Origin of the sequence: Sphingopyxis sp. (assembly GCF_036675685.1) — a bacterium.
Classification (GTDB): Bacteria; Pseudomonadota; Alphaproteobacteria; order Sphingomonadales; family Sphingomonadaceae; genus Sphingopyxis.
In genome coordinates this window covers 86,429-110,524 of the sequence record NZ_JAKFEM010000016.1, presented here as the reverse complement: position 1 = coordinate 110,524, position 24,096 = coordinate 86,429, and the positions used below count along the sequence as shown (strand labels likewise).

The following is a 24,096-nucleotide window of genomic DNA, read 5'->3' as shown; positions in this document are numbered from 1 at the left end:
AACGGCGCGGTGCGCTATCGGTTCCGCCGCTGGTTCAACACCTCATAGGCCATCACCGCTGCCGCGACCGCGGCGTTCAAACTGTCGGCCTTGCCCATCATCGGCATCTTCACGCGCACGTCGGCGGCGTCGGCATAGGCGGCGGGCAGCCCCTGCGATTCATTGCCGACGAGGATGAAGGTCGGCGCGTCGTAACGCACCGCCTGATAATCCTGCGTGTCGCCGCCGAGCCAGGTCGCGACGAGCTGGCCGGGGCCTTGTCGGAGCCAGGGCAGGAATTCTTCCCAACGCGCCTGGACGAGCTTCTGCGTGAAGATCGCACCCATGCTCGCGCGCACCGCTTCGACCGCATAGGGATCGGTGCTGTCGTCGAGCAGGATCAGCCCGCCCGCGCCGACCGCGTCGCCGGTACGCAGCATCGTGCCAAGATTACCCGGATCGCGGAGGCGTTCGGCAACGAGCCAGATCGGCGCGGCATCGCGGTCGAGATCGGCGAGCGTCGCCCGCGGCTCGGCATAGATGCCGACGACGGTCTGCGAATTGTCCTTGCCCGACAATTTGGAAAGGATCGCGCCCGTCGTGTCGATAACTTCACCGCCCGCAGCCAAGGTGTCGGCGGCGAGTGCTGCCGCGAGCGGATGCGCGTCGCCCTCGGGGCCGAGGAACAGCCATTGCGGCAGGACCCCGGCCTCGCGCGCCTCGGTCGCGATACGCAGCCCTTCGGCGAGGAACAGCCCTTCGGCGCGGCGATGGCGTTTTTCACGGAGCAAGCGCATCCGTTTGATCAGCGGATTCGACAGGCTCTCGATGGTGGAACGGCGCATGCCGTCAATCCTCGCCGAAGCTGTCCTTGACCAGCCCGACGAGTTTCAGGAGCGCGGCGTCGGCGCCGTCGCCTTTGGTGTGGATCGTGATCGAGTCGCCCTTCGCGGCGCCGAGCATCATCAGCCCCATGATCGATGTGCCGTTGACGCGCGATCCGTTCTTCTCGACCTCGACCGACACGGTTTCGGGCAGGCGGCTGACAAAGGTGACGAACTTGGCGCTCGCGCGCGCGTGCAGCCCACGCTGGTTGGTGATTTCGACGGTTTCGGACACTTCGCTCATGGGCCCACCCCCAGCATTTCGGATGCGACCGAGATATATTTCTGGCCGGCTTCTTTCGCGGCGATCACCGCGGCGCGAAGTTCCATCGTCTTGCGCGCGCTTTCGAGCCGGATCAGCATCGGCAAATTGACCCCGGCGATCACTTCGGTGCGGCCCGATTCGAGCAGGCTGATCGCAAGGTTCGACGGCGTGCCGCCGAACAGGTCGGTCAGCATGACGACGCCGCGCCCTTCGTCGACCTCGCGAATCGCGTCGGCGATTTCGCGGCGGCGCATTTCCATATTGTCGTTGGGGCCGATGCACACGGTCGCAATCGCGCGCTGCGGGCCGACCACATGCTCCATCGCCCGCACCATTTCCTCGGCAAGACGGCCGTGGGTGACGAGGACCATTCCCAGCAGCGGCAAGGCTTTATCGGTGGGCATCTAATGCAGGACCCTTATGGTTTTTCGCCGCCGGGCGCGGAAGGCGCGGACGGGGGCCTGCCCTCAAGCCCATCTTGCGGGGCAGAGTCAAGATTGCGGTGGGTGACCGTCGGTGCATGGCCCGCCGAGCGTAGCGTTCGGGCAACACGTTCGGCAACATGGACCGAGCGGTGACGCCCGCCGGTGCAACCAAAGGCAATGGTGACATAGCTTTTACCCTCGGCGCGGTAACGCGGCAGCAGCGCGAGCAGCAGCGCTTCGATCTGCGCCACCGTACTTTCATAGGCGGGGTCGGAGGCGACATAGGCGGCGACATCGGCGTCGAGACCCGTTCCCGGACGCAGCTTGGCGTCCCAATGCGGGTTCTGCAGATAGCGCATGTCGAACACCAGGTCAGCGTTGCGCGGCAGGCCGCGCGCGAAGCCGAAGCTCAATATATTGAGCACCGGTTCGTCGTGCCCGCGATCGCCGAAGCGCTGGCGCACTTCCTGTTGCAGGTCGTTGCTGCTGTAATTGGTCGTATCGACGACATGCTCGGCCCAGCGGCGGAGCGGCTCCATCATCTCGCGCTCGCGCGCGATGCCGTCGGCGGCGGGGCGGTCCTCGGCGAGCGGGTGGCGCCGCCGCGTTTCGGAGAAGCGGCGTTCGAGTTCGGCGCCCGCACAATCGAGGAACAATGTCTGGGCATCGCGGCCGCCGGTTTCGCGAAGCGCCTTGATCTGTTTCACCAATCGAGTGGGCTTGAAACCGCGGCTCCGGCTGTCGATGCCGACCGCAAGCGGGCGGCTCGCCTCGCTGCGCTTCGCCGGGGCGTCGATCAGGGCTTCGAGCAGCGCGAGCGGCAGATTGTCGACCACCTCCCAGCCCAGATCCTCGAGCACCTTCAGCACGGTCGACTTGCCCGCGCCCGACAGGCCCGTGACCAGCAACAGGCGCGGTTCGGCGGCCAAGGTCATCGCCGACACCTCATTCGGTGCGCGCCAGCCGGTCGAGCGCGAGCATGATCTTGATCGGGGCGGAGGCTTCGAACGCCGAAAGCGTCAGCGCGGGCAGGTCGTGGCCGGCGATCGTTTCGACCTGCCGTTCGGATGGCATGCGTTCATAGCGTTCGGCGAGGCGCACCCCGAGCGCGAGCGGCACCGGAGCGGTCCACGGCTGCTCGACGATGCCGAGGCCGCGCACTTCCATCTTGCCCGCCAGCTCTTCGGGCGGACGGCACCACAATCGCCCGCGTTCGAACCAGATGTTGCAGCGATCGTCGGCCACCAGCCGCGCGCCGCGATCGATCAGTCGCAGCGCAAGATCGGATTTACCCTGTCCCGAGAGGCCGAGCAGCAGGATGCCGCGACTGCCCGCCGCGACACAGCTGGCATGGATGTTGACGACATCGGGTCGGGTCCGGCTGGGAAGCATGGTCGCACGCTTACCGGCGACGATGCGGGGCTGCAAGGCGATAGGGTGGGGGCTTCAGCCCGTTTCCGTCCCGCCTTCGCGTGCGGGCAGGGTGATCAGCAGGCTGGCGCCCGGCTTGCCGTCATCGCGATCCTTGGCGCTGATCGTCCCGCTATGCCCCTCGACGATCGTTCGCGCGATCGCGAGGCCGAGCCCGCTGTGGCGGCCAAAGGCTTCGTCCACGGGTCGCTCGCTGTGAAAGCGGCGGAAAATAGCCTCGCGCTGCGCGGGCTCGATGCCGGGGCCGTCGTCGTCGACGCGCACATGCACCTCGTCGCCGAGCCGCGTCGCGGCGATGCAGACGAGGCCGGCGTCGGGGGAGAAGCTGATCGCATTGTCGATGATATTGTCGATCGCGCGTTCGAGCCGATGCCCGTCGCCCATCACCAGCGTCGTCCCCTTGCGCGGGCGGGCAAAGGCGATGCGCGGCCGCGGGATGCCCCCATCGGTTTCGGCCCCGGCGCGCGCGGCGCGCGCGGCGAGCATCGATTCGATCATCATCCCGACGTCGATCGGTTCGAACAAGGTGCGCGACAATTGGGCGTCGACGCGGCTCGCTTCGCTGATGTCGTTCACCAGACGGTCGAGCCGGCGCACATCCTCGTCGGCGATCGCAAGCAGTTGCGCACGCTGCTCGTCGCTCTTGACCCGTCCCAGTCCCTCGATCGCCGAGCGGACCGAGGCGATCGGATTCTTGAGCTCGTGGGTCACATCGGCGGCGAAATGCTCGCCGGCGTCGATTCGTTCGCGCAGCGCCTGCGTCATGTCGCTCAAAGCGCGCGCAAGCGTACCGATCTCGTCGCGGCGGCTTGGCAGGCGCGGGACGACAACCTCGCGCGCGCGGCCCAATCGGACGCGCACCGCGGCGCGCGCCAGCCGGCGGAGCGGGCGGACGATGGTGCGCGCGAGGAACAGCGACAGGAGGACCGAGGTGAGCAGGACCATCGCGACAACCACCGCGATGCGGAAGCGTTCGGCGCGCACCGTGCGCGTGATGTCGCGTGCGTTGAGCGTCATCAGCACCGTCTGCGGCGTTTCGAGATCGACGACGCGCGCCGCGCTCAGCAGCGGGGTGCGTTCGGGAGCATAGCGGAAGCGGCTCGCCGCCAGCCCGCTGCGCTGCGCCTCGACGACTTCGGGCCAGGCGCGGGCGGTGTCGACCTGGGGTTCGGCAAAGTCCGGGTAGCTTGGCGCGCCGACGACCCAGTCGATGCCGCGGTCCATCGCGCGCGCGGCGTCGCGCTGCCATGCCTGCAGGTTCGGGTCGCGCAGCGTATAGGTCGGCGGCCCGGTCTGGAAGCTGTCCGATATGCGCCTGCCGTCGGCGGCATAGAAACGCAGCCGCGATTCGGTCGCCGCCGCAAATTCGCCGATCAGCATCGCGCGCTGATCGGGCCGCGCCGCCTCGAGCGCGCTGTCGAGCATCGCGAGCTGGTCCTTCATCACATCGATGCGCGTGTCGACGAGGCGGCTGCGATAGGTATCGAGATAATAGAAGCCGCCCGCGAGCAGCGCGACAGCCAATATATTGACCGCCAGGATGCGCGTGGTCAGCGACCAGCGCGCCGACCAGACGAGCGGCGATTCTTCCTGTTCGGCGATGCTCCCGTCGGGCTTTCGGGCGTCAGGCATCGTCGGCAAAGCGGTAACCCGCGCCATAGAGGGTGGCGATCGCATCGAATTCGGGGTCGACCTCGCGGAACTTGCGGCGCAGCCGCTTGATGTGGCTGTCGATCGTGCGATCGTCGATATAGACATCGTCCTGATAGGCGGCGTCCATGAGTTGGTTGCGGCTGCGCACGATGCCGGGGCGCGCCGCGAGCGTTTCGAGAATCAGGAATTCGGTGACCGTCAGCGTGACGTCCTGGCCGTCCCAGCTGACCTTGTGGCGCGCGGGATCCATTTGCAGCCGCCCGCGCGTGATCGGTTCGGCGACGGGTTCGTCATCCTCGCTGAGCGCATTGCGGTTCAATTCGACGCGGCGCAGGATGGCGCGCACGCGTGCGATCACGAGGCGCTGCGAGAAAGGTTTGGCGATATAATCGTCGGCGCCCATCGCCAGCCCCAGCGCCTCGTCGATCTCGTCGTCCTTGCTGGTCAGGAAGATCACCGGAAGCTGGCTCTTCTCGCGCAGCCGGCGGAGCAGCTCGAGCCCGTCCATGCGCGGCATCTTGATGTCGAACACCGCAAGGTCGGGCGGATTGTCGATCAACGGCTTCAGCGCCGCCTCGCCATCCGAATAGACGCGCGTCACGAACCCCTCGGCCTGTAGCGCGATGGACAGGGATTGCAGGATGTTGCGGTCGTCGTCGACCAGCGCGATGGTTGCCGTCATGCTCTTTCCGTTGGCGAGGCTGAACGCAGAGCTAGCCGATCCGATCCCGACCGACAACCGCCACGGATGGTCGCTCAGAACCGCTGGAATCTTTTGACCTCACCCCGCATCCTCGCTAACGCGGCCGGGATTTACGGAATCGGCGTCGCGTCGGCACCCATGGAAATGCGGGCCTGCCCTTTTGGCCGGCAGCTTTCGCATACCTATGCAATGGATCGCGACGTCAAGGCGAAAGGCAAGGCTATGACCAATATTGTGATCGGCAACAGCAGCGTCGCAACGCAGGCGAATGTGGCGGAAAACTGGGGCACATCGGCGCTGATCGAAGATGCCATCCGTCACGGCGAAGGCCTGCTCGCCAAGGACGGCCCGCTCGTCGTCGAAACCGGCAAGCACACCGGCCGCAGCGCCAAGGACAAGTTCATCGTCCAGGACGATGAGACGGCGGGCACCATCTGGTGGGGCAAGATCAATGTGCCGATGACGCCCGCTCATTTCGCGGCGCTCAAGGCCGATTTCTTCGCGCACCTCGCCGCGCGCCCGCGGCTGTTTCGCCAGCAGCTGTTCGGCGGTTCGCAGCCCGAACATCGCGTCGCGGTGCAGGTCGTCACCGAATTTGCGTGGCACAGCCAGTTCATCCGCACGCTGCTCGTCCGCCCGACGGCTGCGGAGCTGGCGGCGTTCGCGGCCGAATATACGATCGTCGACCTGCCGAGCTTCCGCGCCGATCCCGCGAAGCATGGAACGCGCAGCGAAACCGTGGTCGCGGTGAATTTCACCGAAAAGCTCGTGCTGATCGGCGGCACCGCCTACGCCGGCGAGATGAAGAAGTCGGTGTTCGGTATCCTGAACTATCTGCTCCCCGTCGACGGCGTGATGCCGATGCACTGCTCGGCGAACATCGGTCCGGGGGGCGACACTGCGGTCTTTTTCGGTCTGTCGGGCACCGGCAAGACGACGCTGTCGGCCGATGCCTCGCGCACGCTGATCGGCGACGACGAGCATGGCTGGTCGGACACCGCGGTCTTCAATTTCGAGGGCGGCTGCTACGCTAAGATGATCCGCCTTTCGCCCGAGGCCGAGCCCGAGATTTTCGCGACGACGAAGCGCTTCGGCACCGTGCTCGAAAATGTCGTGATCGACCCGGTAACCCGCGAGCTCGATTTCGACGACGCGAGCCTCGCCGAGAACAGCCGTGGTTCGTATCCGATCGATTTCATTCCGAACGCCTCGACCGAGAATATGGGGCCGGTGCCCAAGACGGTGATCATGCTGACCGCCGACGCCTATGGCGTTTTGCCCCCGATCGCGAAGCTGACCCCCGAACAGGCGATGTATCACTTCCTCTCGGGCTATACCGCGCGCGTCGCGGGGACCGAGATCGGCGTGACCGAGCCCGAGGCAACCTTCTCGACCTGCTTCGGCGCGCCCTTCATGCCGCGCCACCCGTCGGTTTACGGCAATCTCCTGAAAGAACGCATCGCCAAGGGCGGCGTCCAGTGCTGGCTCGTCAACACCGGTTGGACCGGCGGCATGGCGACGATAGACGGCATCAAGCGCATGCCGATCAAGGCGACGCGAGCCCTTTTGAACGCAGCCCTCGACGGCAGCCTGAACGATGCCGAGTTCCGCAAGGACCCGAATTTCGGTTTCGAATATCCGGTCGCGGTGCCGGGGGTCGATAGCGCGATCCTCAATCCGCGGGGCGCCTGGGCCGACAAGGCCGCCTATGACCGCACCGCGCAAACATTGGTGCAGCAATTCATCGACAATTTCGCGCAATTTGCGGAGCATGTCGACGAAGGCGTCCGCCAGGCCGCGCCGCAGGCGGCCGTCGCAGCATAATCTCCCCCGGTTCCTCCGGGTGGCGAATCACCCGGAAGGACCGGAAAGATGACCACCGAATATAAACCGCGCCTGTTCGAGCGCGATTCCGAAATCCGCGCGCTTGGCGAAGGCTTGCTCGCCTGCGCTTTGTCGCGCGAGGCGTGGACGCACGAGGCGCATCTGGGCGCCTGCCTGTGGCTGCTCACCGAGCGTCCCGACATCGACATCGACGCCGAAATCGCGGGACTGATCTGCCGTTTCAACGAAAGCGTCGGCGGCGTAAACGACGACCATGGCGGCTATCACGACAGCATCACCCGCGCCTATGTCGCGGGCGTGCGCCTGTTTTTGCGCGAGACCGCCGGCACCGGACTTATGGAGCGCGTCAACGCGCTGCTGCTGTCCGACATGGGCCGCCGCGACTGGCCGCTGCGTTTCTACAGCCGCGATCTGCTCTTCTCGGTCGCGGCGCGGCGCGGGTTCGTCGAGCCCGATCTCGCGCCGCTGCCGGCCTAGAGCTTGATCCCCGGCGACCAGCCGCTTTCCGCGAGGAAGGCGGTGGGGTCGCGCATCTCGATGATCGCCTTGATCGCCGCCGCCTTGTCGGGCGCGCGATTGTAATGGGCTTTTGCGATGCGGTAGCCGACCCAATAGCCGAGGTCGCCCGGCCAGCCGTCCTTGCCCTGCTGGTTGTAGAGCCAGCGCGATCCGTTAGCCTTGCCATCCTTCTCGGCGACGAACGCGGTTTCGAGTTCCTTCTCGCGCCCCCTGGTCCATTGGTGGAGCAGCGGATAGGCGACCGACCCCGTCATCTGTTCGGTGACAAATTCGGCCGCGCCCTCGACGACCGCGGCATGGAGTACGGTGTCGTCCGCGCTCTCGACCTGCGCCAGCGGTTGCTGCACATGGACATATTCATGCGCGATGATGTGGACGAAGCGGTCTTCGTCATCGGCTTCGATGAACTTCGCCATGCACAATTGCTCGAGCCCGATATAGACTCCCTTGTTGTTTCCGACCCCCGCACTCGATGCGCGGCCGATGGCGATGGTGATCGGCGGGAATTGTGCGGCGGGATAAATCTCCGCGAGCCGGTCGGTTGCGGCGACGAGGCGGGTGCGGACATCGCCGAGCAGCCCTGCGCAGCGGCGCGCGTCGCGAAACACGTCGGGCTTGTCGCGCAGTGCTTTGGCGAGGCGCTCCGGCGTGATGCGGCGTAGCGCCATGAATTCGACGAGTCCCGGTGACGGCGCGGCGAGATAGCGCGCCGCCAGCGCATCGGGGGCGGCCGCGAGCGCCGGGTCGTCGGCGAGCGCGAAGAAGCGATCGACGTCCGAGGTGACGATTTCGACGCGCGGCTTGTCCGCAGGCGAAGTGTCGGAGGCGCGGCCCGGCGCGCCGGCGATGAGCGCGGCAGCCAGAATCGCAATTGCGGCCGCCCGGCGCATCAGCCCTTCTTCTCCGCGACATAAGCGTCGACATTCTTCGCCAGCACGTCGAGCGGGACGTTGCCGCCCTCGACGACGACATTGTCGAAATCGCGCAAATCATATTTTGCGCCGAGCGCGGCCTGTGCGAGCCCGCGCTGTCGGACGATCTCGCTGTGCCCGACCTTGTAGCCGCACGCCTGTCCGGCCCAGCTGCAATAGCGGTCGACTTCGCTCGCGACCTCGAGCGGGTTCGAGCCGTTTTCCTTGACGAAGAAATCGACCCCCTGCTCGCGCGTCCAGCGCTTGGCATGAAGGCCGGTGTCGACGACGAGGCGGCACGCGCGGAACGCCAGCGACTGGAGATAGCCGAGGCGCCCGACCTCGAAATCATCGTAGAGACCCAGCTCGTCGGCAAGCTGCTCGGCGTAGAGCGCCCAGCCTTCCGAATAGGCGTTGAATGCGAGCATCGTGCGGATGAGCGGCATCTGGTTCGCATATTCGCCCTGCCAGACATGCCCCGGGATCGCCTCATGCATCGCCAGATCGGGAAGCGAATATTTGCTGTGCAGCTCGGTGGTGCGCAGGTTGATCCAGAATTTGCCCGGAACGCTCCCGTCGATCGACCCCGCGCCGCCATAGGCCGCGGGCGCGCCGGGCTCTTCGGCGAGCGGCAGGCGCTTAACCTCGACATTGCCCTTCACCAGCGTGCGGAAGGCGCGCGGCAGCTGGGCGCGGATCTTGCCGAGCCACGTCTGGATATAGGAGGTGATCTCGGCGCGTCCGGCGTCATTGTCGGGGAATTTATAGCGCGGGTCCTTGGCGAGCGCGTTCATCCGGTCGCCAACCGAACCCTGCGTATAGCCCAGCTTCTTCAGGATCGGGTCCATCCGCCCGTGCAGTTCGGCGAGTTCTTCGCGGCCCATCTGGTGGACCTCGTCGGGGGTCATCCGCGTGGTCGTCGAGGCGCGGAGCGCCCAGGTGTAAAATTCGTCGCCACGCGGACGCGCCCACATGCCGGCGTCCATCGTCGCTTTCGGCCGCTGCGCCTTCAGCTCGGCGAGCTGGCGTTCGAGCGCGGGGACGACCGCGCCGCGTGTGATCGTCTCGGCGCGCGGCCCCCAATTGCCCGCGATCTTGCCCTCGCGTGTCCGCTTGGCGAGGCTTTCGACCAGCCCGCCGCCCTCGCGCGCGTCGGCGAGGCTCGCCTCCATCTGCTTCACCGCCTTGTCGATCAGGAAGGCAGGGGCGATCAGACCCTGCGCGCCCGCCGCCTTCAGCCGCTCGGTCTCGCCGTCGAGCGCGCCCGGAAAGGCGTTGAGGCGCGACAGATAGGCTTCGGCATCGGCGGCATTCTTCACCGGATGGTCGCTGTCGAGGAATTTCGGCACGTCGAGATAGGCGCCGACATTCTGGATCACCACATAAGGGGTGTTGCGCCAGCCGCCGACCGCGACGTCGCCATAGGGCAGGGCAAAGCCGTCGAGCGCGACGCCGTACGCGCTCTCGACGACCGCGAGGCTGGTGCGCGTCTTATGATCGAGGCCCGTCTTGTCGAAGGCGCGGACGCGCGCGAGATCGGCCTTCAGCGTGTCAGCGAGCGCCTTTTGCCCCGCCGCCGACCGGTCGCCGAGACGCCCACGCATCGCGGCGCGCTGGCCGGTGTCGATACCCAGCGAGGTCGCACCCTCGGGCGAATGGGCGAGGAGATTATCGGCGACCGATGAAAGCAGCGTTTCGCCGGGGGCGGGGCGTTTCCCTGTCATGACGGTTTCGGCGGCCGCAGGGCCAAACGGCAGCGCAAGGCCGGCGGCGCCCGCGCCCAGGCCGGCGAGCGTCTGGCGGCGATTCATCGGGGCGGAAAGACTGTCGTGCACGTGGGGCTCCCTTGCGACTTGTTTCTTCTGAAACCTGTCTAGGCAGACCCGCGCGGCGGTCAACGAAAAGGGGCCGGGAAAGCCTTCGCTCGCCCGGCCCCTGTCGAAATTTATCGGCTGTTTGTCAGTCGGTAAGGTCGGCGGGCACCGTGCCGCCGTTCGCGGCGAGTTCGCGCATCACCGCCTTGTGCAGCCAGATGTTCATGTCGGCGCTGCCGTTGAGCTCGCCGGTATAGCCGAGTTCCTGCGCCAGCTCCTTGCGGTTGTCGAGACTGGGGTCGATGCCCACCAGCTTCATCAGGTCGACGATCGACGTGCGCCAGTTGAGCGGCTGGCCGGCGTTGGCCGCCTGCGCGGTCAGGATCGCCTCGACATCGACGTCGCTGATCGCGGTCGGTGCCGCGGGCGCCGCCGCCATGGCGCTTGTCGCGGCATCGAGCGCGGAGCCAATGGGATTGACCGGCGCTGCCGCCGCGGGCTCCGCGGCCTGTGCCTTCTTGCCGAAAATGGCGTCCTTGATCTTGCCGAAAATGCTCATTGTGTAGCTCCCACTAGAAACGCGGCTCATCCCGGGAAGGGGTGAGTCGTATCGCCGCAGGCTAGGACTATGCTTTTGAGAATGACAGTCAAAAGACCGACTCGTCCTTCACCCGCGCGCTGCTATACTAATGCCTGTCAGCGCGGTTCGATCCGCGTGGAAGCGGGAGTATGAAAAAATGAATCTCACCGACATATTGGCGCAGGCCGGCGGCATCGAATCGATGGCAAAAGAGCTGGGCATTCCACCCGCGATGGCAAAGCAAGGCGCCGATGCGCTGCTTCCCGCGATCCTCGGCGGTTTCAAAAAACAGGCCCAATCGAGCGGCGGAGTCGAAGGCCTCGGCGGGCTGCTCGGGCAGCTCGGCGGCGGCGGCCTGCTCGATTCGGTGCTCGGATCGCAGCCGACGCCGGTCGAACAGGGCAATGACGTGCTCGGCCAGATTTTCGGATCGAAGGACGTCAGCCGCACCGTAGCCGGACAGGCAGCCGCGCAGACGGGGCTCGATTCGGGCATACTCAAGCAGATGCTGCCGATGCTCGCGATGATGGCCGCGGGCTATATGGCGAAGCAGGGCGGCCAGTCGGGCGGCGGCGGCGGACTCGGCGACCTGATCGGCGGCGCGCTCGGCGGCTCGGGCGGCGGTGGCGGCCTTGGCGGGATGCTCGGCAATGTGCTTGGCGGCGCGGTCGGCGGCGGCGGTGCCCCGGCGGCGGGCGGCGGCGGGCTGGGCGGCCTTGCCAACATGCTCGACCTCGATGGCGACGGCAATCCGCTCGACGACATCATGGGTATGGCGAACAAGATGCGCGGCTGATCCATGCTGCGAGCGCTTTCGCTGTTCGCTGCGCTGTTCGGCGCGGTCTGCATGGTGATTGCGCTCGCGCATATCGCGTTGGGACCGGTGGCGATCCCCGGATCGGTGCCGGTCAATGCGACGATGGACAGCGAGGACCGCTTCTACGCGACGCTGTTCCTGGGGTTCGGTGCCGCGATGATCTGGTGCAGCCGCGCGCTGGAGCAGCGGCGCGACCTCTTTGGCGCGCTGCTCCTTATCTTCTTTCTCGGCGGCATCGCGCGGATCGTCTCGGCGCTCGCGGTCGGCCCGCCGGACACGCTGTTCATCGTGCTGGGCGGAGTCGAGCTGCTGCTGCCCCCGATCCTGTGGATCCTGCTGCGCCGCGCCCGGGCTCAGGCCGCGAGCTGACGCAGTTCCTGACGGAAGTCTTCATCCAGTCCGATGCGGCTTCGCATGGGGGTGACGGCATCGCTGCCGTCACCTTCGCCCTCTTGGAACAGCACCGAAGCAGCCGAGGTGCCGCGCGCCGCGCTATAGCGCGGCGTGATCTTCCCCGTCGGGCGGAAGCCAAGCTTGCGCAGCACCGCGCCCGACGCCGGATTGTCGACAAAATGGCCAGCGGTCAGCTTGGGCAGGTTCATGGCGCGGGCGATGCGAATCAACTGGCGCCCGGCCTCGGTCGCGAAACCCAGGCCCCAATAGGGACGCGCGATCCAGTAACCGAGCTCGAGGTCGCCGTCGGGGCTCGGCGAAATACCGCAGCCGCCGACAAGGCGTGGCGCGCCGCCGGTGCGGCTGAAGATCAGGAAGCGGGGCTCCATCGGGTCGAGCGGCTTGCTCAGGAAGACCTGGGCGTCCTCCTCGCGATACGGCCACGGTGGCGTCGAGAGGTTGCGGACCACCGCTTCCTCGCCGATCGCATACGCGAGCGCCGGGGCATCTTCCTGCCAGCCGGGCCGCAGCAACAGTCTTTCGGTACGCGCAAACATCTTATCACTCCCAATTGCCTGTCGCCGTGGCGCCAGATGGTGACGCTTTGACGACAGTCGAGATGCGAGGGAGATGGATGGCCCGATTTTCACGCCTGCCCGCCAACGGGCGGATAACAGGCAAGAAAAAAGGGAGTCCGGGGGTGACCCGTCTCCCTCTTTTCGAACTTTGTTTCCGCCGCGGCGGAAAGGACCGTTCCGGGTCATCCCTTGATGGACGACCCGTGCAGATCGTCCTTTATTCGGCTGCTTCCGCCATGGCGTCGACCGACACAAATTTGCGGCCAAGCTTGCCATCGTGGAATCGGACGCGGCCTTCGGCGGTGGCGAAGAGCGTGTGGTCCTTGCCCATGCCGACGTTGACGCCCGGGTACACCTTGGTGCCGCGCTGGCGCACGATAATGTTGCCGCCGATCACTTCCTGACCGCCGAACTTTTTCACGCCAAGGCGACGGCCGGCTGAGTCGCGACCGTTGCGCGATGAACCGCCTGCTTTTTTATGTGCCATGACTGATGCTCCTTAATTCGTTCGAGGGGCCGAGCCGCGTTGCCGCGCTCAGGCTTCCTTCTTGGGGGCTGCCTTCTTGGCAGCGGGCTTCTTTGCGGGCGCTTCGGCGGCTTCTGCCTTCGGAGCAGCGGCCTTCTTGGGCGCGGCTTCCTTCTTGGCAGCTTCCTTGGCGGGTGCAGCCTTGGCTTCGACAGCCGGAGCGGCCTCTGCCTTGGGAGCAGCTTCCTTCTTCGGCGCGGCCTTCTTGGCTTCGCCGACGGCGAGGATGCGCAGCAGCGTCAGCGACTGACGGTGGCCGTTGCGACGACGGTAGTTGTGCCGGCGACGCTTCTTGAAGACGATGACCTTTTCGCCGCGCGTCTGGGCAATGATCTCGGCCGAAACGACGAGGCCATCGGCGCTCTTCACTTCGCCGCCGTCACCGGCCAGCAGGACGTCGCCCAGCGACACGGTGTCGCCAGCTTCGCCGTCGATCTTTTCAACGGCGATCTTGTCTCCAGCGGCGACGCGATACTGCTTGCCGCCCGTGCGCACGATTGCGAACATGGTCTTCCATCCAATCAAAAAACTAAATCACCCGCGCACCAGTCACCCACCGAAGCGGGCGATTTTTCCGGCATGCGGGAAAGTCAGCGCCACTAGCGAGCCGAGGCCGCGCTGTCAACCGCCAAATCCCGTGCTTTTCGCTCGAAAAGCGGGGTTGGTGCCGATTGGCTAGGCGATGCGCCGATTCGGCACTTGCTGCCTTGGTCCCGCGCCCATATCAGAGGCGGCAATGAAGCGCACCCTCATCCCGTCACTAGCCCTCGCCGCCTCGTTGTCGCTTGTCGCCTGCGCCGGGGCGCAGAACACGGGTGCACCCTCGCTCGCCAAACGGCCGGTCGAGGGGCGATTCGATGTTGCGCCGCCCACGGTCGTCGTCGCGCCGCCGGGGCCGCTGCCTGCCGATCTGGCCGGCCGGCTCGCGCGATGGGAGTCGGATGGTGCCGCCGGCCAGCAAGCCTTCGCCGCCGAACGCGATTCGACCGCCTCGGTCGTGTCCGCTGCCGCGGGCGCGCCTGTCGCCAGCGAGCGATGGGTCGTCGCGCAGCAGGCGATCTCGCGGCTGACCGCCGCGCGCGCGCCGCTCACCGGGGCGCTTGCCGATATTGACCGCCTCTATATCGAGCGCAGCGTCGACGAAGCGATCGACGGCCTGCCCGACATCTATGCACTGCGCGACCGGCTCGCGGATTTGGTGTCGACGCAGGATGCGGTGCTCGAAGCTTTGAACAGCCAGCTGCCGGGGCAATAGGCGGAAGGCTTTTTTACCCGTTTGTGCTGAGCTTGTCGAAGCACCGTTCTTTCTTTCAGCGGCATAGCAAAAAAGAGCAGCCCTTCGACAAGCTCAGGGCGAACGGTTTTGAAATTCAAGCGGACGCTACTGATTCAGCCCGTGCTTCTTCAGCGCGTGACGAATCTGATCGTAACTCAGCCCCAGCGCCTCGGCCGCGACCTTCTGGTTGAAGCGGCAGCGCGCCATCGTATCGGACAAGATCTGCCGCTCATAGGCGTCCACTGCGGCGCGCATGTCGCTGACCGGGCCTGAAGGCGCGGCCGCCGGCGCGTGCGCTGCGTCGTTCGCCGGTGCCGACGTATCTGCTCTTACGGGGGTCATGCGCGACACCGGCTGCCAGGGACTCGCAAAGGGATCGAAGCTCAGCGCATCGACGGGCTTTTCGGGGTCGGCCCAGCGATAGATGGCGCGCTCGATGACGTTCCTGAGTTCACGGACATTGCCGGGCCAGTCGTGCCCTTCCATCGCGGCGAGCGCGCGTGGGCCGAAGCCCGGCCATTCCTCCCAGCCGAGCACCGCGGCCATGCGCTGGCCAAAGTAAGTGGCAAGCACCTCGATGTCGCCTTCGCGTGCGCGCAAGGGGGGCAGGGTGATGACCTCGAACGACAGGCGGTCGAGCAGGTCGGCCCGAAACCGGTTGTCGTCGACCAGCGCGGGCAGATGCTCGTTGGTTGCCGCGACGATGCGCACGTCGACGCGGATCGGGCGCGACGATCCGACGCGGGTGATCTCGCCATATTCGACCGCGCGCAGCAGGCGTTCCTGCGCGCCCATCGACATCGTCGCAAGTTCGTCGAGGAACAGCGTTCCGCCGTCGGCCTCCTCGAACCGCCCCGCGCGCGTGCGCGTCGCGCCGGTAAAAGCGCCCGCCTCGTGTCCGAAGAGTTCGGACTCGATCAAAGTCTCGGGCATCGCGGCGCAATTCATGATCACATAAGGCCGGTCCCAGCGCGTCGACAGGCGGTGGAGGCGCTCGGCGATCAGTTCCTTGCCGGTGCCGCGCTCGCCGATCACCAGCACCGGGCGGTCGAGCGACGCCGCGAGGCTCGCGCGTTCGACCGCATCCTGGAAGGTCGCCGATTGGCCGATGAATTGCGTCTCGCGCTCCATTCCCAATCATTGGCAAATTTTCCCGCTGATTGGCAAGGTAAATCGATGTGAGCCGCGATTTCAATGGGAAGTTTGGCGGTTTACCGCCCGTTTGGGCAATTGGCACGGCTTCTGCATTGTTTCAGACGAACCGGTGCAAATCGTGCCGGTGCAGCGAAAACCACAGGAAGGTTGACCCATGAAGTCGATGTTTGCCCAAGCCGCCACTTTCGTGCTCAGCACGGCCGGAGCGCTGGCCATCCTCGTCGGCGTGATCGACCAGCCGCAGGCCGCTGCCAGCATCACCGGCACCCCCGCCGGCCTGCTGGTCGCCGCTGTCATGTCCCCGGCGGTCAGTCCTTTGGCCTGACCGGCACTGGTGCCGGGGCACTCTCCCCCCTTGCCCCGCCCCGGCACCAGCCTTTCTTCAAAAAGACACCCTTTAAAAAAGACACTGGGTCTCAAGATTTTCGACAGGAGTTTCAAAATGGGTATTTTTTCACGAACCCGCGACATCATCGCCGCCAACGTCACCGACCTGCTCGATCGGGCCGAAGACCCCGAAAAGATGATCCGCCAGATCATCTTCGAGATGAACGAAACGCTCGTCGAAGTTCGCGCCTCCGCCGCCCGCACCATCGCGGACCAGAAGGAAATGCGCCGCCACATCGTCAAGCTCGAAAGCCTGCAGGACAGCTGGAAGGAAAAGGCCGAACTCGCGCTGTCGAAGGACCGCGAAGACCTCGCCACCGCCGCGCTTGTCGAAAAGCAGAAGGCCGGCGACATGGCCGCGCGCCTGAAGGCCGAGATCGCCGTCCTCGACGACGCGCTCAAGGGCTATGAGGACGACATCGCCAAGCTGCAGAAGAAGCTCAGCGAAGCGCGGGCACGCCAGTCGAGCGCGGTCAATCGCCTCGAAAGCGCTGAAAACCGCTACAAGCTGCGCGAAATGACCAATGGCGACCGCGTCGAAGATGCCTTCTCGCGCTTCGAAATCCTCGAACGCCGCGTCGACGAAGCCGAAGGCCGTGCCGATGCGCTGAATCTCGGCTATAAAAAGTCGCTCGACGAAGAGATCGCCGAGCTGCAGGCCGCCGACAAGGTCGCCGACGAGCTCGCCGCACTGAAGGCCGCGCAGGCCAAGAAATAAGGAGCCGGACCGATGGAAGAAGTCATCATTGTCCCGATCGTCATCGGAACACTCTTCCTCGGTCTGCCCTGGCTGATCCTCCACTACATCACCAAGTGGAAGCAGGCCAAGACGCTGACCGGAGAAGACGAACAGCTGCTCGACGAACTCTACGATACGGCACGAAGGCTCGAAAGCCGCCTGCACACCGTCGAACGCATCATCAGCGCCGACCATCCCGACTTCCGCCCCGCGGTACGCAGCGATGAAGACCTGGCGCAACTCGAAAACACAAGCCGGAGGAACTGAGATGTCTGCCAGCCGCACCAAATTCTACCTCGACAAGCAGAACGCCAAATGGAGCGGCGTGTGCGCCGGGATCGCGGACTATAGCGGGATCGACGTCCTCTGGGTTCGCGTCGGCGCGGTCCTCCTGACCTTGATGGGGGGCTTCCCCTGGACGCTGATCGCGTACTGGATGGTCGCCTGGATGGGCACGCCCAAGCCGTTCGCGCTCTATGGATCGAACGAGGAAGCGAAGTTCTGGCAGGGCGTGCGCAGCAACCCGACCGCTTCGACCCGCGACATCAAGTCGCGCTTCCGCGACATCGACCGCCGGCTTGCCGACATCGAACAATATTACACCAGCCACAACCGCCGCCTCGCCGACGAGATCGACGCGCTCCGGTAATTCGGGCGCCGAGCGGGCTGGAAGCAACAGGGAGACGATATATGAATTTCGGTGGCACCACTTTCGTCCTTGCCATCATCGCACTGTCGATCGGCGGCTGGATGTTCACCACCTGGATCCGTGCCAAGCACGGCTACCCGGTTGAAAATGAATGGGGCGGTACAGTTCATCGAGCCGACCCCGACGCTGATCGAAAAATCGCGCTGCTGACCGACGACAATGCCAAGCTCGCCGACAAAATCAGCCGGCTGGAGGATCGGATTTCGGTACTCGAGCGCATCGCTACTGACACCAACGGTCAGGCGGCGCAGCTCGCCGACCAGATCGACCGTCTGCGCTGAGAGGGAAAAGACAATGAACGCCACCGACATCATCAGCTCGCTCTCGCCCGCGGCCGTCATCATCGCAATTCTGGCGATTGGGGCCTGGGTTTTCACCACCTGGCTGCGCGTCAAGAACGGCTATCCGCTCGACGGCGCGTGGGGCCAGGCGGTCTATCCGAAGACCAGCGACGAGGCGATGGAACGCGTCAAGCTGATCAGCCAGGAAAACGCCCAGCTGCGCGCCGAACTCGGTTCGGCGAAGGATCGCCTCGCGGTGGTCGAGCGCATCGTCACCGACGAAGCCGGCCGGCTGAGCCACGAGATCGAGGCGCTGCGGCGCCCGGCGAACTGAGGAGACAGGCGGTGAACGGCTATTTCGTGCTCGGCTTTTTCTTCATCGTTGTGGGCATCCCCGTGATCCTCGGCATCGGCGGCGACATGTATAAGCGCCACCTGAAGTTCAAGGAAAAGCAGATGACGCTGCTGTCGAACGAAACCGCCGAAAAGGCCGCACAATATGCGGCGCACACCGAACGGCTGGAGGCCCGCGTCCGTGTTCTCGAACGCATCGTGACCGACCGCGGCATCGAAGTCGCCGACGAAATCGAAAAGCTGCGCGACGCGCCGCTCAACTGAAACGCACGACTGAAGGAGATGTTCGATGGGTGACGAAATCTGGATCCTGATCCCGCTGGCTCCCTTCATCCTGGCCGCCTTCATCATCTGGTCGAAGCACCAGGAAAAGATGATCGAGAAGCAGTCGGAAATGACCGCTGAGAAAGCCGCCCAATACGCCGCACACACCGAACGACTCGAAGCTCGCGTCCGCGTTCTCGAACGGATCGCCACCGACCGCGGGGTCGATGTCGCCGACGAAATCGAAAAGCTGCGCGACGCGCCGCTCAACTAAAACAAGACATACGGAAAGGATCTTCCCCATGGGCCCGTTTGAAATGGTTGTCGGCATCGTCCTGATCGTGACGATTGGCAGCATTATCCGCGCCAAGCACGGCATCCGCCGCGATCACAAGGGCGGCGACTATTTCGTCGCGCAGGACAATGGCGAGACGAAAGCGCTGCAGGCCGAAATCCGCGCGCTGAAGGACCGCATCCAGGTGCTCGAACGCATCGCCACCGACCACAACCGTGCCGTCAGCCTCGACGAGGAAATCGAGAAGCTGCGCGACCGGTCCCTCCCTTAAGACCGTGACGAAGAAGGAGCCGAGACATGGCCACCATCACTTCTGATCTTGCCACCAACCTGGTTACCGCAGCGGTTGCGCTGACCGCGCTGACGATCATGAGCCTCGCGGCGCTCCGCGGCTGGCGCGACTGGATCCAGCTGAAGCGCGAAGAGCTGGCCGCGGGGCACATCGCGCATGATCCCGCCGTCCCGCACGCCGGGTCGCGGATCGAGATCGCCGACCTCAAGGAACGGCTCCGCAAGCTCGAAGCCATCGCCGCGGGGGTCGATCTCTGAAGCCGTCGCCCTTCGCAGGGGCGACGGTCTCCCTTCCAACGACCCGCAAAATCTGCCAGTGCCGCCGCCATGCGCAGCTTGACCGACATTTTCGACGAATATGACTTTCTCGACGGCGATGACCGTTACCGCCTGCTGATCGAGCTTGGCCGCGAACTCGAGCCGATGCCGGGTGCGCTCAAGACCGATGCGACGCTGGTGCGCGGCTGCTCGGCGAGCGTCTGGGTCTATCCGGTGCCGTGCGAAGACGGCCGGCTCCATTTCCTTGCCGACAGCAATGCCGCGATCACCAAGGGCATCGTCGCGCTGGTCCTGTCCGCGGTGCAGGACAAGCCCGCGGCCGAGGTCGCCGGCATGGACGTCGCGGCGGCGCTCGCGCCCTTCGACCTCACGCGCCAGCTGTCGTCGAACCGCACGCAGGGCGTCCCCAACATGATCGCGCTGGTCAAGGACACCGCGCGCCGCATCGCCGCGGGCTGACCCGCCGCTGTAAGCTTTCTCCTCAAGGCAAAGAAAAAGGGCGCGGGAGTTCCCTCCCGCGCCCTGTTTTCTGTCTGTCCGTTTGGCTTAGAAGCCGACGGTCAGCGTCGCGCTGATCGTGCGCGGGGCGCCGATCTGGGCATTCGGAACCGCCGACGGAGTGCCGGTGAACACGTTCGGGCCGAGCACGCCACCCTGGTTCAGACCGGCGGTGTAGTTACCGACATAGAGCGAGTCGAACAGGTTGTAGACGTTGAGCTGCAAGAAGGTCTGGTCGTTCAGACCGGCCCATTCGAGGCTGAGGCGCGCATCCAGATTGACCAGCCAATAGGCGTTGGTCTTCGCCGGATAGACAACAGTCGGCGCGGCAGGGGCGGGCAGCGTCTGGGCATAGACCGGCAGGTTGGTGTCATAGATGAAACGGCCACCCGTGCGTTTGCCGGTGATACCCAGTTCGACCGGACCCAGCGTGCCGCGGACCGTGCCGCCGAAGCTGTATTCGGGAGCGCCCGATTCGCGGTTGCCGGCGGTCGCTACGAAGATCGGCTGACCGACCGCGGTGCAACCCGCAATGCCGCCGGCGACCTGCGCCGCGGTGCATTCGCCCGACTGCACATTGTCCTTGATCTTCGACTTCATCCACGAACCAAACACATAGAGCGCAAGTTCGGGAACCGGCTGGTACGCGATGCTGCCGTCGATGCCATATTTGTCGACGCGGCCAAGGTTGCGATACAGGTTGCGATCGGTTTCGGGATCGAACGCCGACGCCAGACGGTTGTCATATTTCGTGAACCAGCCCGAAATCTGAGCCTGAATCTTGCTCGTGCGGTAACGGACGCCGAGGTCGAAGTTGTCCGACGTTTCGGGTTCCGGACGAGCCGAAGCCGTCGTCGGGGCGAAGAAGAACGCGTTGTAAAGCGCGTCGGTGCCGGGGACCTGCAGACCCTTCGAATAGTTGGCAAACACCGACATCTGGCTGTTCGGCTTGAACAGCAGCCCGACGTTCGGAAGGATGTCGTCATACTTCAGCACGCGCTGCTGCGGACCCTGGACCGTCGGGTTGAGCCCGGCGTAGATCGCATTGCGCGGATCGGTGGCGCTGCCGAAGCATTCGACGAAACCCGTGTCGCTCGACGTGAAGCAATTATTGTTCAGGTCGCGCTTGAAGAAGGGCGCGCGGATGCCCACCGTCGTGATCAGGCGGCCGTCAGCCCATTCGCCGCGATATTCGCCCGAAACCTGGGTCAGGATCGCGTAGGACAGACGGTCGCGCTTCTGCAGGACCACGCCGGTGGCATCGGCCAGCGGGTTGTCGGTGACCGGGAACACACTGAACGGCTCGCCGTTGAGCTGTACGAAGCCGACTTCGCCGGTCTGGCGGTGACGCGCGCGGTCGTAAGTGAAGCCGGCGCGGACAGTGTGGTTCTCGTTGATGTCCCAGCGCAGGTTGGCAATCACGCCGTAGCGATGGGTCTGCGTCTGGCTGGGCGCCACAACGGTGACGCGATCGAGAATGTCACCATCGCCGTTGAGGTCACGCCCGAAATAGGGCTGGCCGGCAAGATAGCCGGTCGAGTTGGTGACGCCGGCACCCGGATTGATGTCGCGGAAGCCTTCGTTGCCGGTGGTCGTGCCGCCGCCATTCGCCTTCACATATTGGTAGCTCGGGTCGATCGTCAGGACGACGCCTTCGGTCAGCGTGAACTTTGATGCACCGCGAATATTGCCCGTGTTCGACGGGTTATAACGGCGGTCGAATTCAGTACCGCAAGCGTTAGGCGCCTGTGCGCCCGGACCCGATGCGGTGTTGATCTGGCAGGGATAGGCGATGTCATATTCGCGCTCGTCCTTGGTGATCGGGAAGCGGTTGCCCGAGCCCGAACCGACCACGCGGTTCGCGTCGAGACGCAGCGGCACCGAACCGAAGAAGTTGTTGCGATTGACGTTGTAGTGGCCGGCGACCGAGACGAAGTCGCCATTGTCGCCGATCGGCTGCCAAATGCGGGCGTTGAACTGCTTTTTCCGGAGGCGGCCGTAGTTGTTGTACGGGTTGTTGTTCGACGCGGTCGAGGCCGAGAGGAAGGCGCGGGTGCCGAACGGCGTGAATTCGCCGGTGTTCACCAGGCCGAAGATACGCATGAACTCATATTCACCCGCCGAACCCGAAAGCTTGACGCCGAACTCTTCGGTCGGGACCATCGTGCGATAGTTGACGGTCGAACCCGTCGCGGCGGCGGTCGGGCTGTCGACGTCGGTCGAGCCGAGGTTGACGTTGACCTGCTCGATCAGCTCGGGGTCGAGCTGCTGGTTCGAATAAATCGCATAGTTACCCGAGTCGTTGAGCGGAACGCCGTCGAAGGTCAGGCTGATGCGGTCGGCCGAGAAGCCGCGGATCGTCAGCTGACCACCCGCCGAGCCATAGGCGTCGTTGTTGGTGAAGTTGACGCCCGGGATCAGGTTGATCGTGTCGAGGATCGTCTGGCCGGGGTTCTGGCGCGCGATCACTTCCTGACCGAGGACCGATTTCGCCTTCGACGTGTCGGGCGAGGCGATGCCGGCGACGTCGGTTGCCGAAACGCCGGTAACGACGATTTCGTCTTCAAAATCCTGCGAGCCGGTCGACTGGGCGAAGGCGGGCGTGGAAAGCAGCGCGACCGGAATCAGCGCGCAGCTGGCGGCAAGCGTGTGACGGAATTTCATTTCAGGAGTTCCCCTTGGTGGTGCGTTCGGCGGCGCGACACATCGGGGCGCGCTTGACCTGCGAGCGCCCCTGAAGCCCGCATGTGGCACGATTGTGACAGCAATTGTGACAGTGCAAGCCGCGACCGGCCCGGCGCTCAGATGGGGATTAAAAAAGCGCCAATTTCCGTAACGCGCCCGAATTTATCCACAGGTGCGGGTGCGTTTTTTCGGGCAACTGTTGCTGCAATGCAACATAAAAGGCGCCCCGAAGAGCGCCCTCATTGCGACTCAAGCCGCGTCGCCGGCCTCTTTCGCCTTGTCTGCATAGACGCGCACCGGGTCCTTGCGGCCCTCGACGACATCCTTGTCGACGACGATCTCGACCACGTCGGTGAGGTCGGGGAGGTCGAACATCGTGTCGAGCAGGATCGCCTCGACGATCGAGCGCAGCCCGCGCGCGCCGGTCTTGCGTTCGATCGCCTTTTTCGCGACCGCGACCAGCGCATCGTCGGTGAAGGTCAGCACGACCTCTTCGAGATCGAACAGTTTGCGATATTGTTTGACCAGCGCGTTCTTGGGCTCGCCCAAAATCTTGACCAGCGCGTCGATGTCGAGATCCTCGAGCGTCGCGATCACCGGCAGGCGACCGACGAATTCGGGGATCAGGCCGAATTTCAGCAGATCCTCGGGCTCGATACTTTTCAGCACTTCGCCCATGCGGCGTTCGTCGGGGCCGGCGACATGCGCGCCAAAGCCGATCGACTTGCCCTGCAGGCGGTCGCCGATGATCTTTTCGAGGCCGCTGAACGCGCCGCCCGCGATGAACAGGATGTTCGTCGTGTCGACCTGCAGGAATTCCTGCTGCGGATGCTTGCGCCCGCCCTGCGGCGGAACGCTCGCGGTCGTGCCTTCCATCAGCTTGAGCAGCGCCTGCTGCACGCCTTCGCCCGACACGTCGCGGGTGATCGACGGATTCTCGGCCTTGCGGCTGATCTTGTCGATCTCGTCAATATAGACGATGCCGCGCTGCGCCTTTTCGACATTATAGTCGCTGGCTTGCAGCAGCTTCAAAATGATGTTCTCGACATCCTCGCCGACATAGCCGGCCTCGGTCAGCGTCGTCGCGTCGGCCATGGTGAAGGGCACGTCGAGGAAGCGCGCGAGCGTCTGTGCGAGCAAGGTCTTGCCGCTGCCGGTCGGGCCGACGAGCAGGATGTTCGACTTTGCCAGTTCGACATCGTCGCCGCGGCCGCTGTTCGCGAGGCGCTTGTAGTGATTGTGCACCGCGACCGACAGCACGCGCTTGGCGGTGTTCTGGCCGATGACATAGGCGTCGAGATGCTGGCAGATTTCCAGCGGCGTCGGCACCGCACCATCCTTGCGCGCGGCGATGCCGCCCTTGATCTCTTCGCGGATGATGTCGTTGCAGAGTTCGACGCACTCGTCGCAGATGAACACGGTCGGCCCGGCAATCAGCTTGCGGACTTCGTGCTGCGACTTGCCGCAGAAGGAGCAGTAAAGGGTGCTCTTGCTGTCCGAGCCGCTCAATTTCGTCATAAAACTTCCTCTGGCAGCGCCAAAAGGGCACCGCCGTCCTTA

32 protein-coding genes are annotated in these 24,096 nt (G+C 64.9%); 16 read left to right on the top strand and 16 right to left on the bottom strand.

Annotated elements, in window-relative coordinates; all coding sequences use genetic code 11:
• Positions 1-14: 14 nt before the first annotated feature.
• The 7 genes from V6M50_RS07510 to V6M50_RS07480 are packed head-to-tail and all read right to left on the bottom strand — an operon-like array spanning position 15 to position 5,319.
• A complete protein-coding gene (locus V6M50_RS07510) occupies positions 15-824 on the bottom strand; it encodes a TrmH family RNA methyltransferase (RefSeq protein WP_332817929.1) in 810 nt (269 codons plus the stop codon).
• 4 nt (positions 825-828) lie between these two features.
• Positions 829-1,107, bottom strand: a complete 279-nt coding sequence (locus V6M50_RS07505; RefSeq protein ID WP_332817928.1) for an HPr family phosphocarrier protein — start codon at positions 1,105-1,107, stop codon at positions 829-831.
• Entirely contained in the window at positions 1,104-1,508 is a 405-nt protein-coding gene (locus V6M50_RS07500; protein ID WP_332817946.1) for a PTS sugar transporter subunit IIA, read from the bottom strand. Before V6M50_RS07500 ends, V6M50_RS07505 begins: the two co-directional genes overlap by 4 nt.
• A gap of 38 nt (positions 1,509-1,546) precedes the next feature.
• Complete coding sequence (gene rapZ / locus V6M50_RS07495) at positions 1,547-2,488, bottom strand: RNase adapter RapZ (RefSeq protein ID WP_332817927.1); 942 nt, start codon at positions 2,486-2,488, stop codon at positions 1,547-1,549.
• A 10-nt stretch (positions 2,489-2,498) separates the two neighbouring features.
• Positions 2,499-2,945, bottom strand: a complete 447-nt coding sequence (locus V6M50_RS07490; RefSeq protein ID WP_332817926.1) for an HPr kinase/phosphorylase — start codon at positions 2,943-2,945, stop codon at positions 2,499-2,501.
• Positions 2,946-2,999: 54 nt separating this feature from the next.
• Complete coding sequence (locus tag V6M50_RS07485) at positions 3,000-4,616, bottom strand: sensor histidine kinase (protein ID WP_332817925.1); 1,617 nt, start codon at positions 4,614-4,616, stop codon at positions 3,000-3,002.
• Positions 4,609-5,319 carry a response regulator transcription factor gene (locus V6M50_RS07480; protein WP_332817924.1) on the bottom strand — a complete coding sequence of 237 codons (711 nt, stop codon included), beginning with the start codon at positions 5,317-5,319 and terminating at the stop codon, positions 4,609-4,611. The genes V6M50_RS07485 and V6M50_RS07480 overlap by 8 nt, the downstream gene beginning before the upstream one ends.
• A 243-nt stretch (positions 5,320-5,562) precedes the next feature.
• Here V6M50_RS07480 and V6M50_RS07475 point away from each other — a divergent pair, with 243 nt between their 5' ends.
• The gene (locus V6M50_RS07475; RefSeq protein ID WP_332817923.1) at positions 5,563-7,164 is read left to right on the top strand and encodes a phosphoenolpyruvate carboxykinase; all 1,602 of its coding nucleotides are present in this window, start codon (positions 5,563-5,565) and stop codon (positions 7,162-7,164) included.
• A 48-nt stretch (positions 7,165-7,212) separates the two neighbouring features.
• Complete coding sequence (locus tag V6M50_RS07470) at positions 7,213-7,662, top strand: hypothetical protein (protein ID WP_332817922.1); 450 nt, start codon at positions 7,213-7,215, stop codon at positions 7,660-7,662.
• Here V6M50_RS07470 and V6M50_RS07465 read toward each other — a convergent pair.
• The 3 genes from V6M50_RS07465 to V6M50_RS07455 all read right to left on the bottom strand — a co-directional run bounded on the left by V6M50_RS07465 (position 7,659) and on the right by V6M50_RS07455 (position 10,988).
• Positions 7,659-8,594 carry a DUF2268 domain-containing putative Zn-dependent protease gene (locus V6M50_RS07465; protein WP_332817921.1) on the bottom strand — a complete coding sequence of 312 codons (936 nt, stop codon included), beginning with the start codon at positions 8,592-8,594 and terminating at the stop codon, positions 7,659-7,661. The genes V6M50_RS07470 and V6M50_RS07465 overlap by 4 nt on opposite strands.
• Positions 8,594-10,426, bottom strand: a complete 1,833-nt coding sequence (locus V6M50_RS07460; protein WP_443030495.1) for a DUF885 domain-containing protein — start codon at positions 10,424-10,426, stop codon at positions 8,594-8,596. Before V6M50_RS07460 ends, V6M50_RS07465 begins: the two co-directional genes overlap by 1 nt.
• Positions 10,427-10,574: 148 nt before the next feature.
• On the bottom strand, positions 10,575-10,988 hold the full coding sequence (locus tag V6M50_RS07455; RefSeq protein ID WP_332817919.1) for a DUF3597 domain-containing protein: 414 nt from the start codon (positions 10,986-10,988) through the stop codon (positions 10,575-10,577).
• A gap of 178 nt (positions 10,989-11,166) precedes the next feature.
• On the opposite strand from V6M50_RS07455, the gene V6M50_RS07450 reads away from it, so the two are divergent.
• Positions 11,167-11,805, top strand: a complete 639-nt coding sequence (locus V6M50_RS07450) for a DUF937 domain-containing protein (protein ID WP_332817918.1) — start codon at positions 11,167-11,169, stop codon at positions 11,803-11,805.
• A 3-nt stretch (positions 11,806-11,808) separates the two neighbouring features.
• Complete coding sequence (locus V6M50_RS07445; protein WP_332817917.1) at positions 11,809-12,195, top strand: DUF4345 domain-containing protein; 387 nt, start codon at positions 11,809-11,811, stop codon at positions 12,193-12,195.
• Here the strand turns inward: V6M50_RS07445 and V6M50_RS07440 are convergent.
• The 3 genes from V6M50_RS07440 to rplU form a co-directional block, all read right to left on the bottom strand.
• On the bottom strand, positions 12,180-12,776 hold the full coding sequence (locus tag V6M50_RS07440) for a GNAT family N-acetyltransferase (protein WP_332817916.1): 597 nt from the start codon (positions 12,774-12,776) through the stop codon (positions 12,180-12,182). The two genes, V6M50_RS07445 and V6M50_RS07440, sit on opposite strands and share 16 nt — an antisense overlap.
• Positions 12,777-13,014: 238 nt before the next feature.
• Positions 13,015-13,284 carry a 50S ribosomal protein L27 gene (gene rpmA / locus V6M50_RS07435; RefSeq protein WP_332817915.1) on the bottom strand — a complete coding sequence of 90 codons (270 nt, stop codon included), beginning with the start codon at positions 13,282-13,284 and terminating at the stop codon, positions 13,015-13,017.
• A gap of 48 nt (positions 13,285-13,332) precedes the next feature.
• Positions 13,333-13,830, bottom strand: a complete 498-nt coding sequence (gene rplU, locus V6M50_RS07430) for a 50S ribosomal protein L21 (protein WP_332817914.1) — start codon at positions 13,828-13,830, stop codon at positions 13,333-13,335.
• Positions 13,831-14,059: 229 nt separating this feature from the next.
• On the opposite strand from rplU, the gene V6M50_RS07425 reads away from it, so the two are divergent.
• The gene (locus V6M50_RS07425; RefSeq protein WP_332817913.1) at positions 14,060-14,578 is read left to right on the top strand and encodes a hypothetical protein; all 519 of its coding nucleotides are present in this window, start codon (positions 14,060-14,062) and stop codon (positions 14,576-14,578) included.
• A 126-nt stretch (positions 14,579-14,704) separates the two neighbouring features.
• Here V6M50_RS07425 and pspF read toward each other — a convergent pair whose 3' ends face one another.
• Positions 14,705-15,730, bottom strand: a complete 1,026-nt coding sequence (gene pspF / locus V6M50_RS07420; protein WP_332817912.1) for a phage shock protein operon transcriptional activator — start codon at positions 15,728-15,730, stop codon at positions 14,705-14,707.
• A gap of 178 nt (positions 15,731-15,908) precedes the next feature.
• On the opposite strand from pspF, the gene V6M50_RS07415 reads away from it, so the two are divergent.
• The 11 genes from V6M50_RS07415 (at position 15,909) to V6M50_RS07365 (ending at position 19,812) form a co-directional block, all read left to right on the top strand.
• Positions 15,909-16,079, top strand: a complete 171-nt coding sequence (locus V6M50_RS07415) for a hypothetical protein (RefSeq protein WP_332817911.1) — start codon at positions 15,909-15,911, stop codon at positions 16,077-16,079.
• A gap of 117 nt (positions 16,080-16,196) precedes the next feature.
• Entirely contained in the window at positions 16,197-16,859 is a 663-nt protein-coding gene (pspA, locus tag V6M50_RS07410; protein WP_332817910.1) for a phage shock protein PspA, read from the top strand.
• A 12-nt stretch (positions 16,860-16,871) separates the two neighbouring features.
• Positions 16,872-17,147, top strand: coding sequence for an envelope stress response membrane protein PspB (gene pspB, locus V6M50_RS07405; RefSeq protein WP_332817909.1), 276 nt, complete (start codon positions 16,872-16,874; stop codon positions 17,145-17,147).
• Position 17,148: 1 nt separating this feature from the next.
• Positions 17,149-17,529, top strand: coding sequence for an envelope stress response membrane protein PspC (pspC, locus tag V6M50_RS07400; protein ID WP_332817908.1), 381 nt, complete (start codon positions 17,149-17,151; stop codon positions 17,527-17,529).
• Between the two features lie 41 nt (positions 17,530-17,570).
• Positions 17,571-17,870 carry a hypothetical protein gene (locus V6M50_RS07395; protein WP_332817907.1) on the top strand — a complete coding sequence of 100 codons (300 nt, stop codon included), beginning with the start codon at positions 17,571-17,573 and terminating at the stop codon, positions 17,868-17,870.
• 13 nt (positions 17,871-17,883) lie between these two features.
• Positions 17,884-18,204, top strand: coding sequence for a hypothetical protein (locus tag V6M50_RS07390; RefSeq protein ID WP_332817906.1), 321 nt, complete (start codon positions 17,884-17,886; stop codon positions 18,202-18,204).
• A gap of 11 nt (positions 18,205-18,215) precedes the next feature.
• Positions 18,216-18,488 (top strand): hypothetical protein, encoded by a 273-nt coding sequence (locus V6M50_RS07385; RefSeq protein ID WP_443030494.1) that lies wholly within the window; start codon positions 18,216-18,218, stop codon positions 18,486-18,488.
• 25 nt (positions 18,489-18,513) lie between these two features.
• A complete protein-coding gene (locus V6M50_RS07380; RefSeq protein WP_332817905.1) occupies positions 18,514-18,762 on the top strand; it encodes a hypothetical protein in 249 nt (82 codons plus the stop codon).
• A gap of 28 nt (positions 18,763-18,790) precedes the next feature.
• Positions 18,791-19,054: a hypothetical protein gene (locus V6M50_RS07375; RefSeq protein ID WP_332817904.1), complete on the top strand. Its 264-nt coding sequence runs from the start codon at positions 18,791-18,793 to the stop codon at positions 19,052-19,054.
• Between the two features lie 26 nt (positions 19,055-19,080).
• On the top strand, positions 19,081-19,332 hold the full coding sequence (locus V6M50_RS07370; protein WP_332817903.1) for a hypothetical protein: 252 nt from the start codon (positions 19,081-19,083) through the stop codon (positions 19,330-19,332).
• Between the two features lie 69 nt (positions 19,333-19,401).
• Complete coding sequence (locus tag V6M50_RS07365) at positions 19,402-19,812, top strand: SufE family protein (RefSeq protein ID WP_332817902.1); 411 nt, start codon at positions 19,402-19,404, stop codon at positions 19,810-19,812.
• An 87-nt stretch (positions 19,813-19,899) separates the two neighbouring features.
• Here V6M50_RS07365 and V6M50_RS07360 read toward each other — a convergent pair whose 3' ends face one another.
• On the bottom strand, positions 19,900-22,515 hold the full coding sequence (locus tag V6M50_RS07360; RefSeq protein ID WP_332817901.1) for a TonB-dependent receptor: 2,616 nt from the start codon (positions 22,513-22,515) through the stop codon (positions 19,900-19,902).
• 270 nt (positions 22,516-22,785) lie between these two features.
• Positions 22,786-24,054 (bottom strand): ATP-dependent Clp protease ATP-binding subunit ClpX, encoded by a 1,269-nt coding sequence (clpX, locus tag V6M50_RS07355; protein ID WP_332817900.1) that lies wholly within the window; start codon positions 24,052-24,054, stop codon positions 22,786-22,788.
• Positions 24,055-24,096 lie beyond the last annotated feature (42 nt).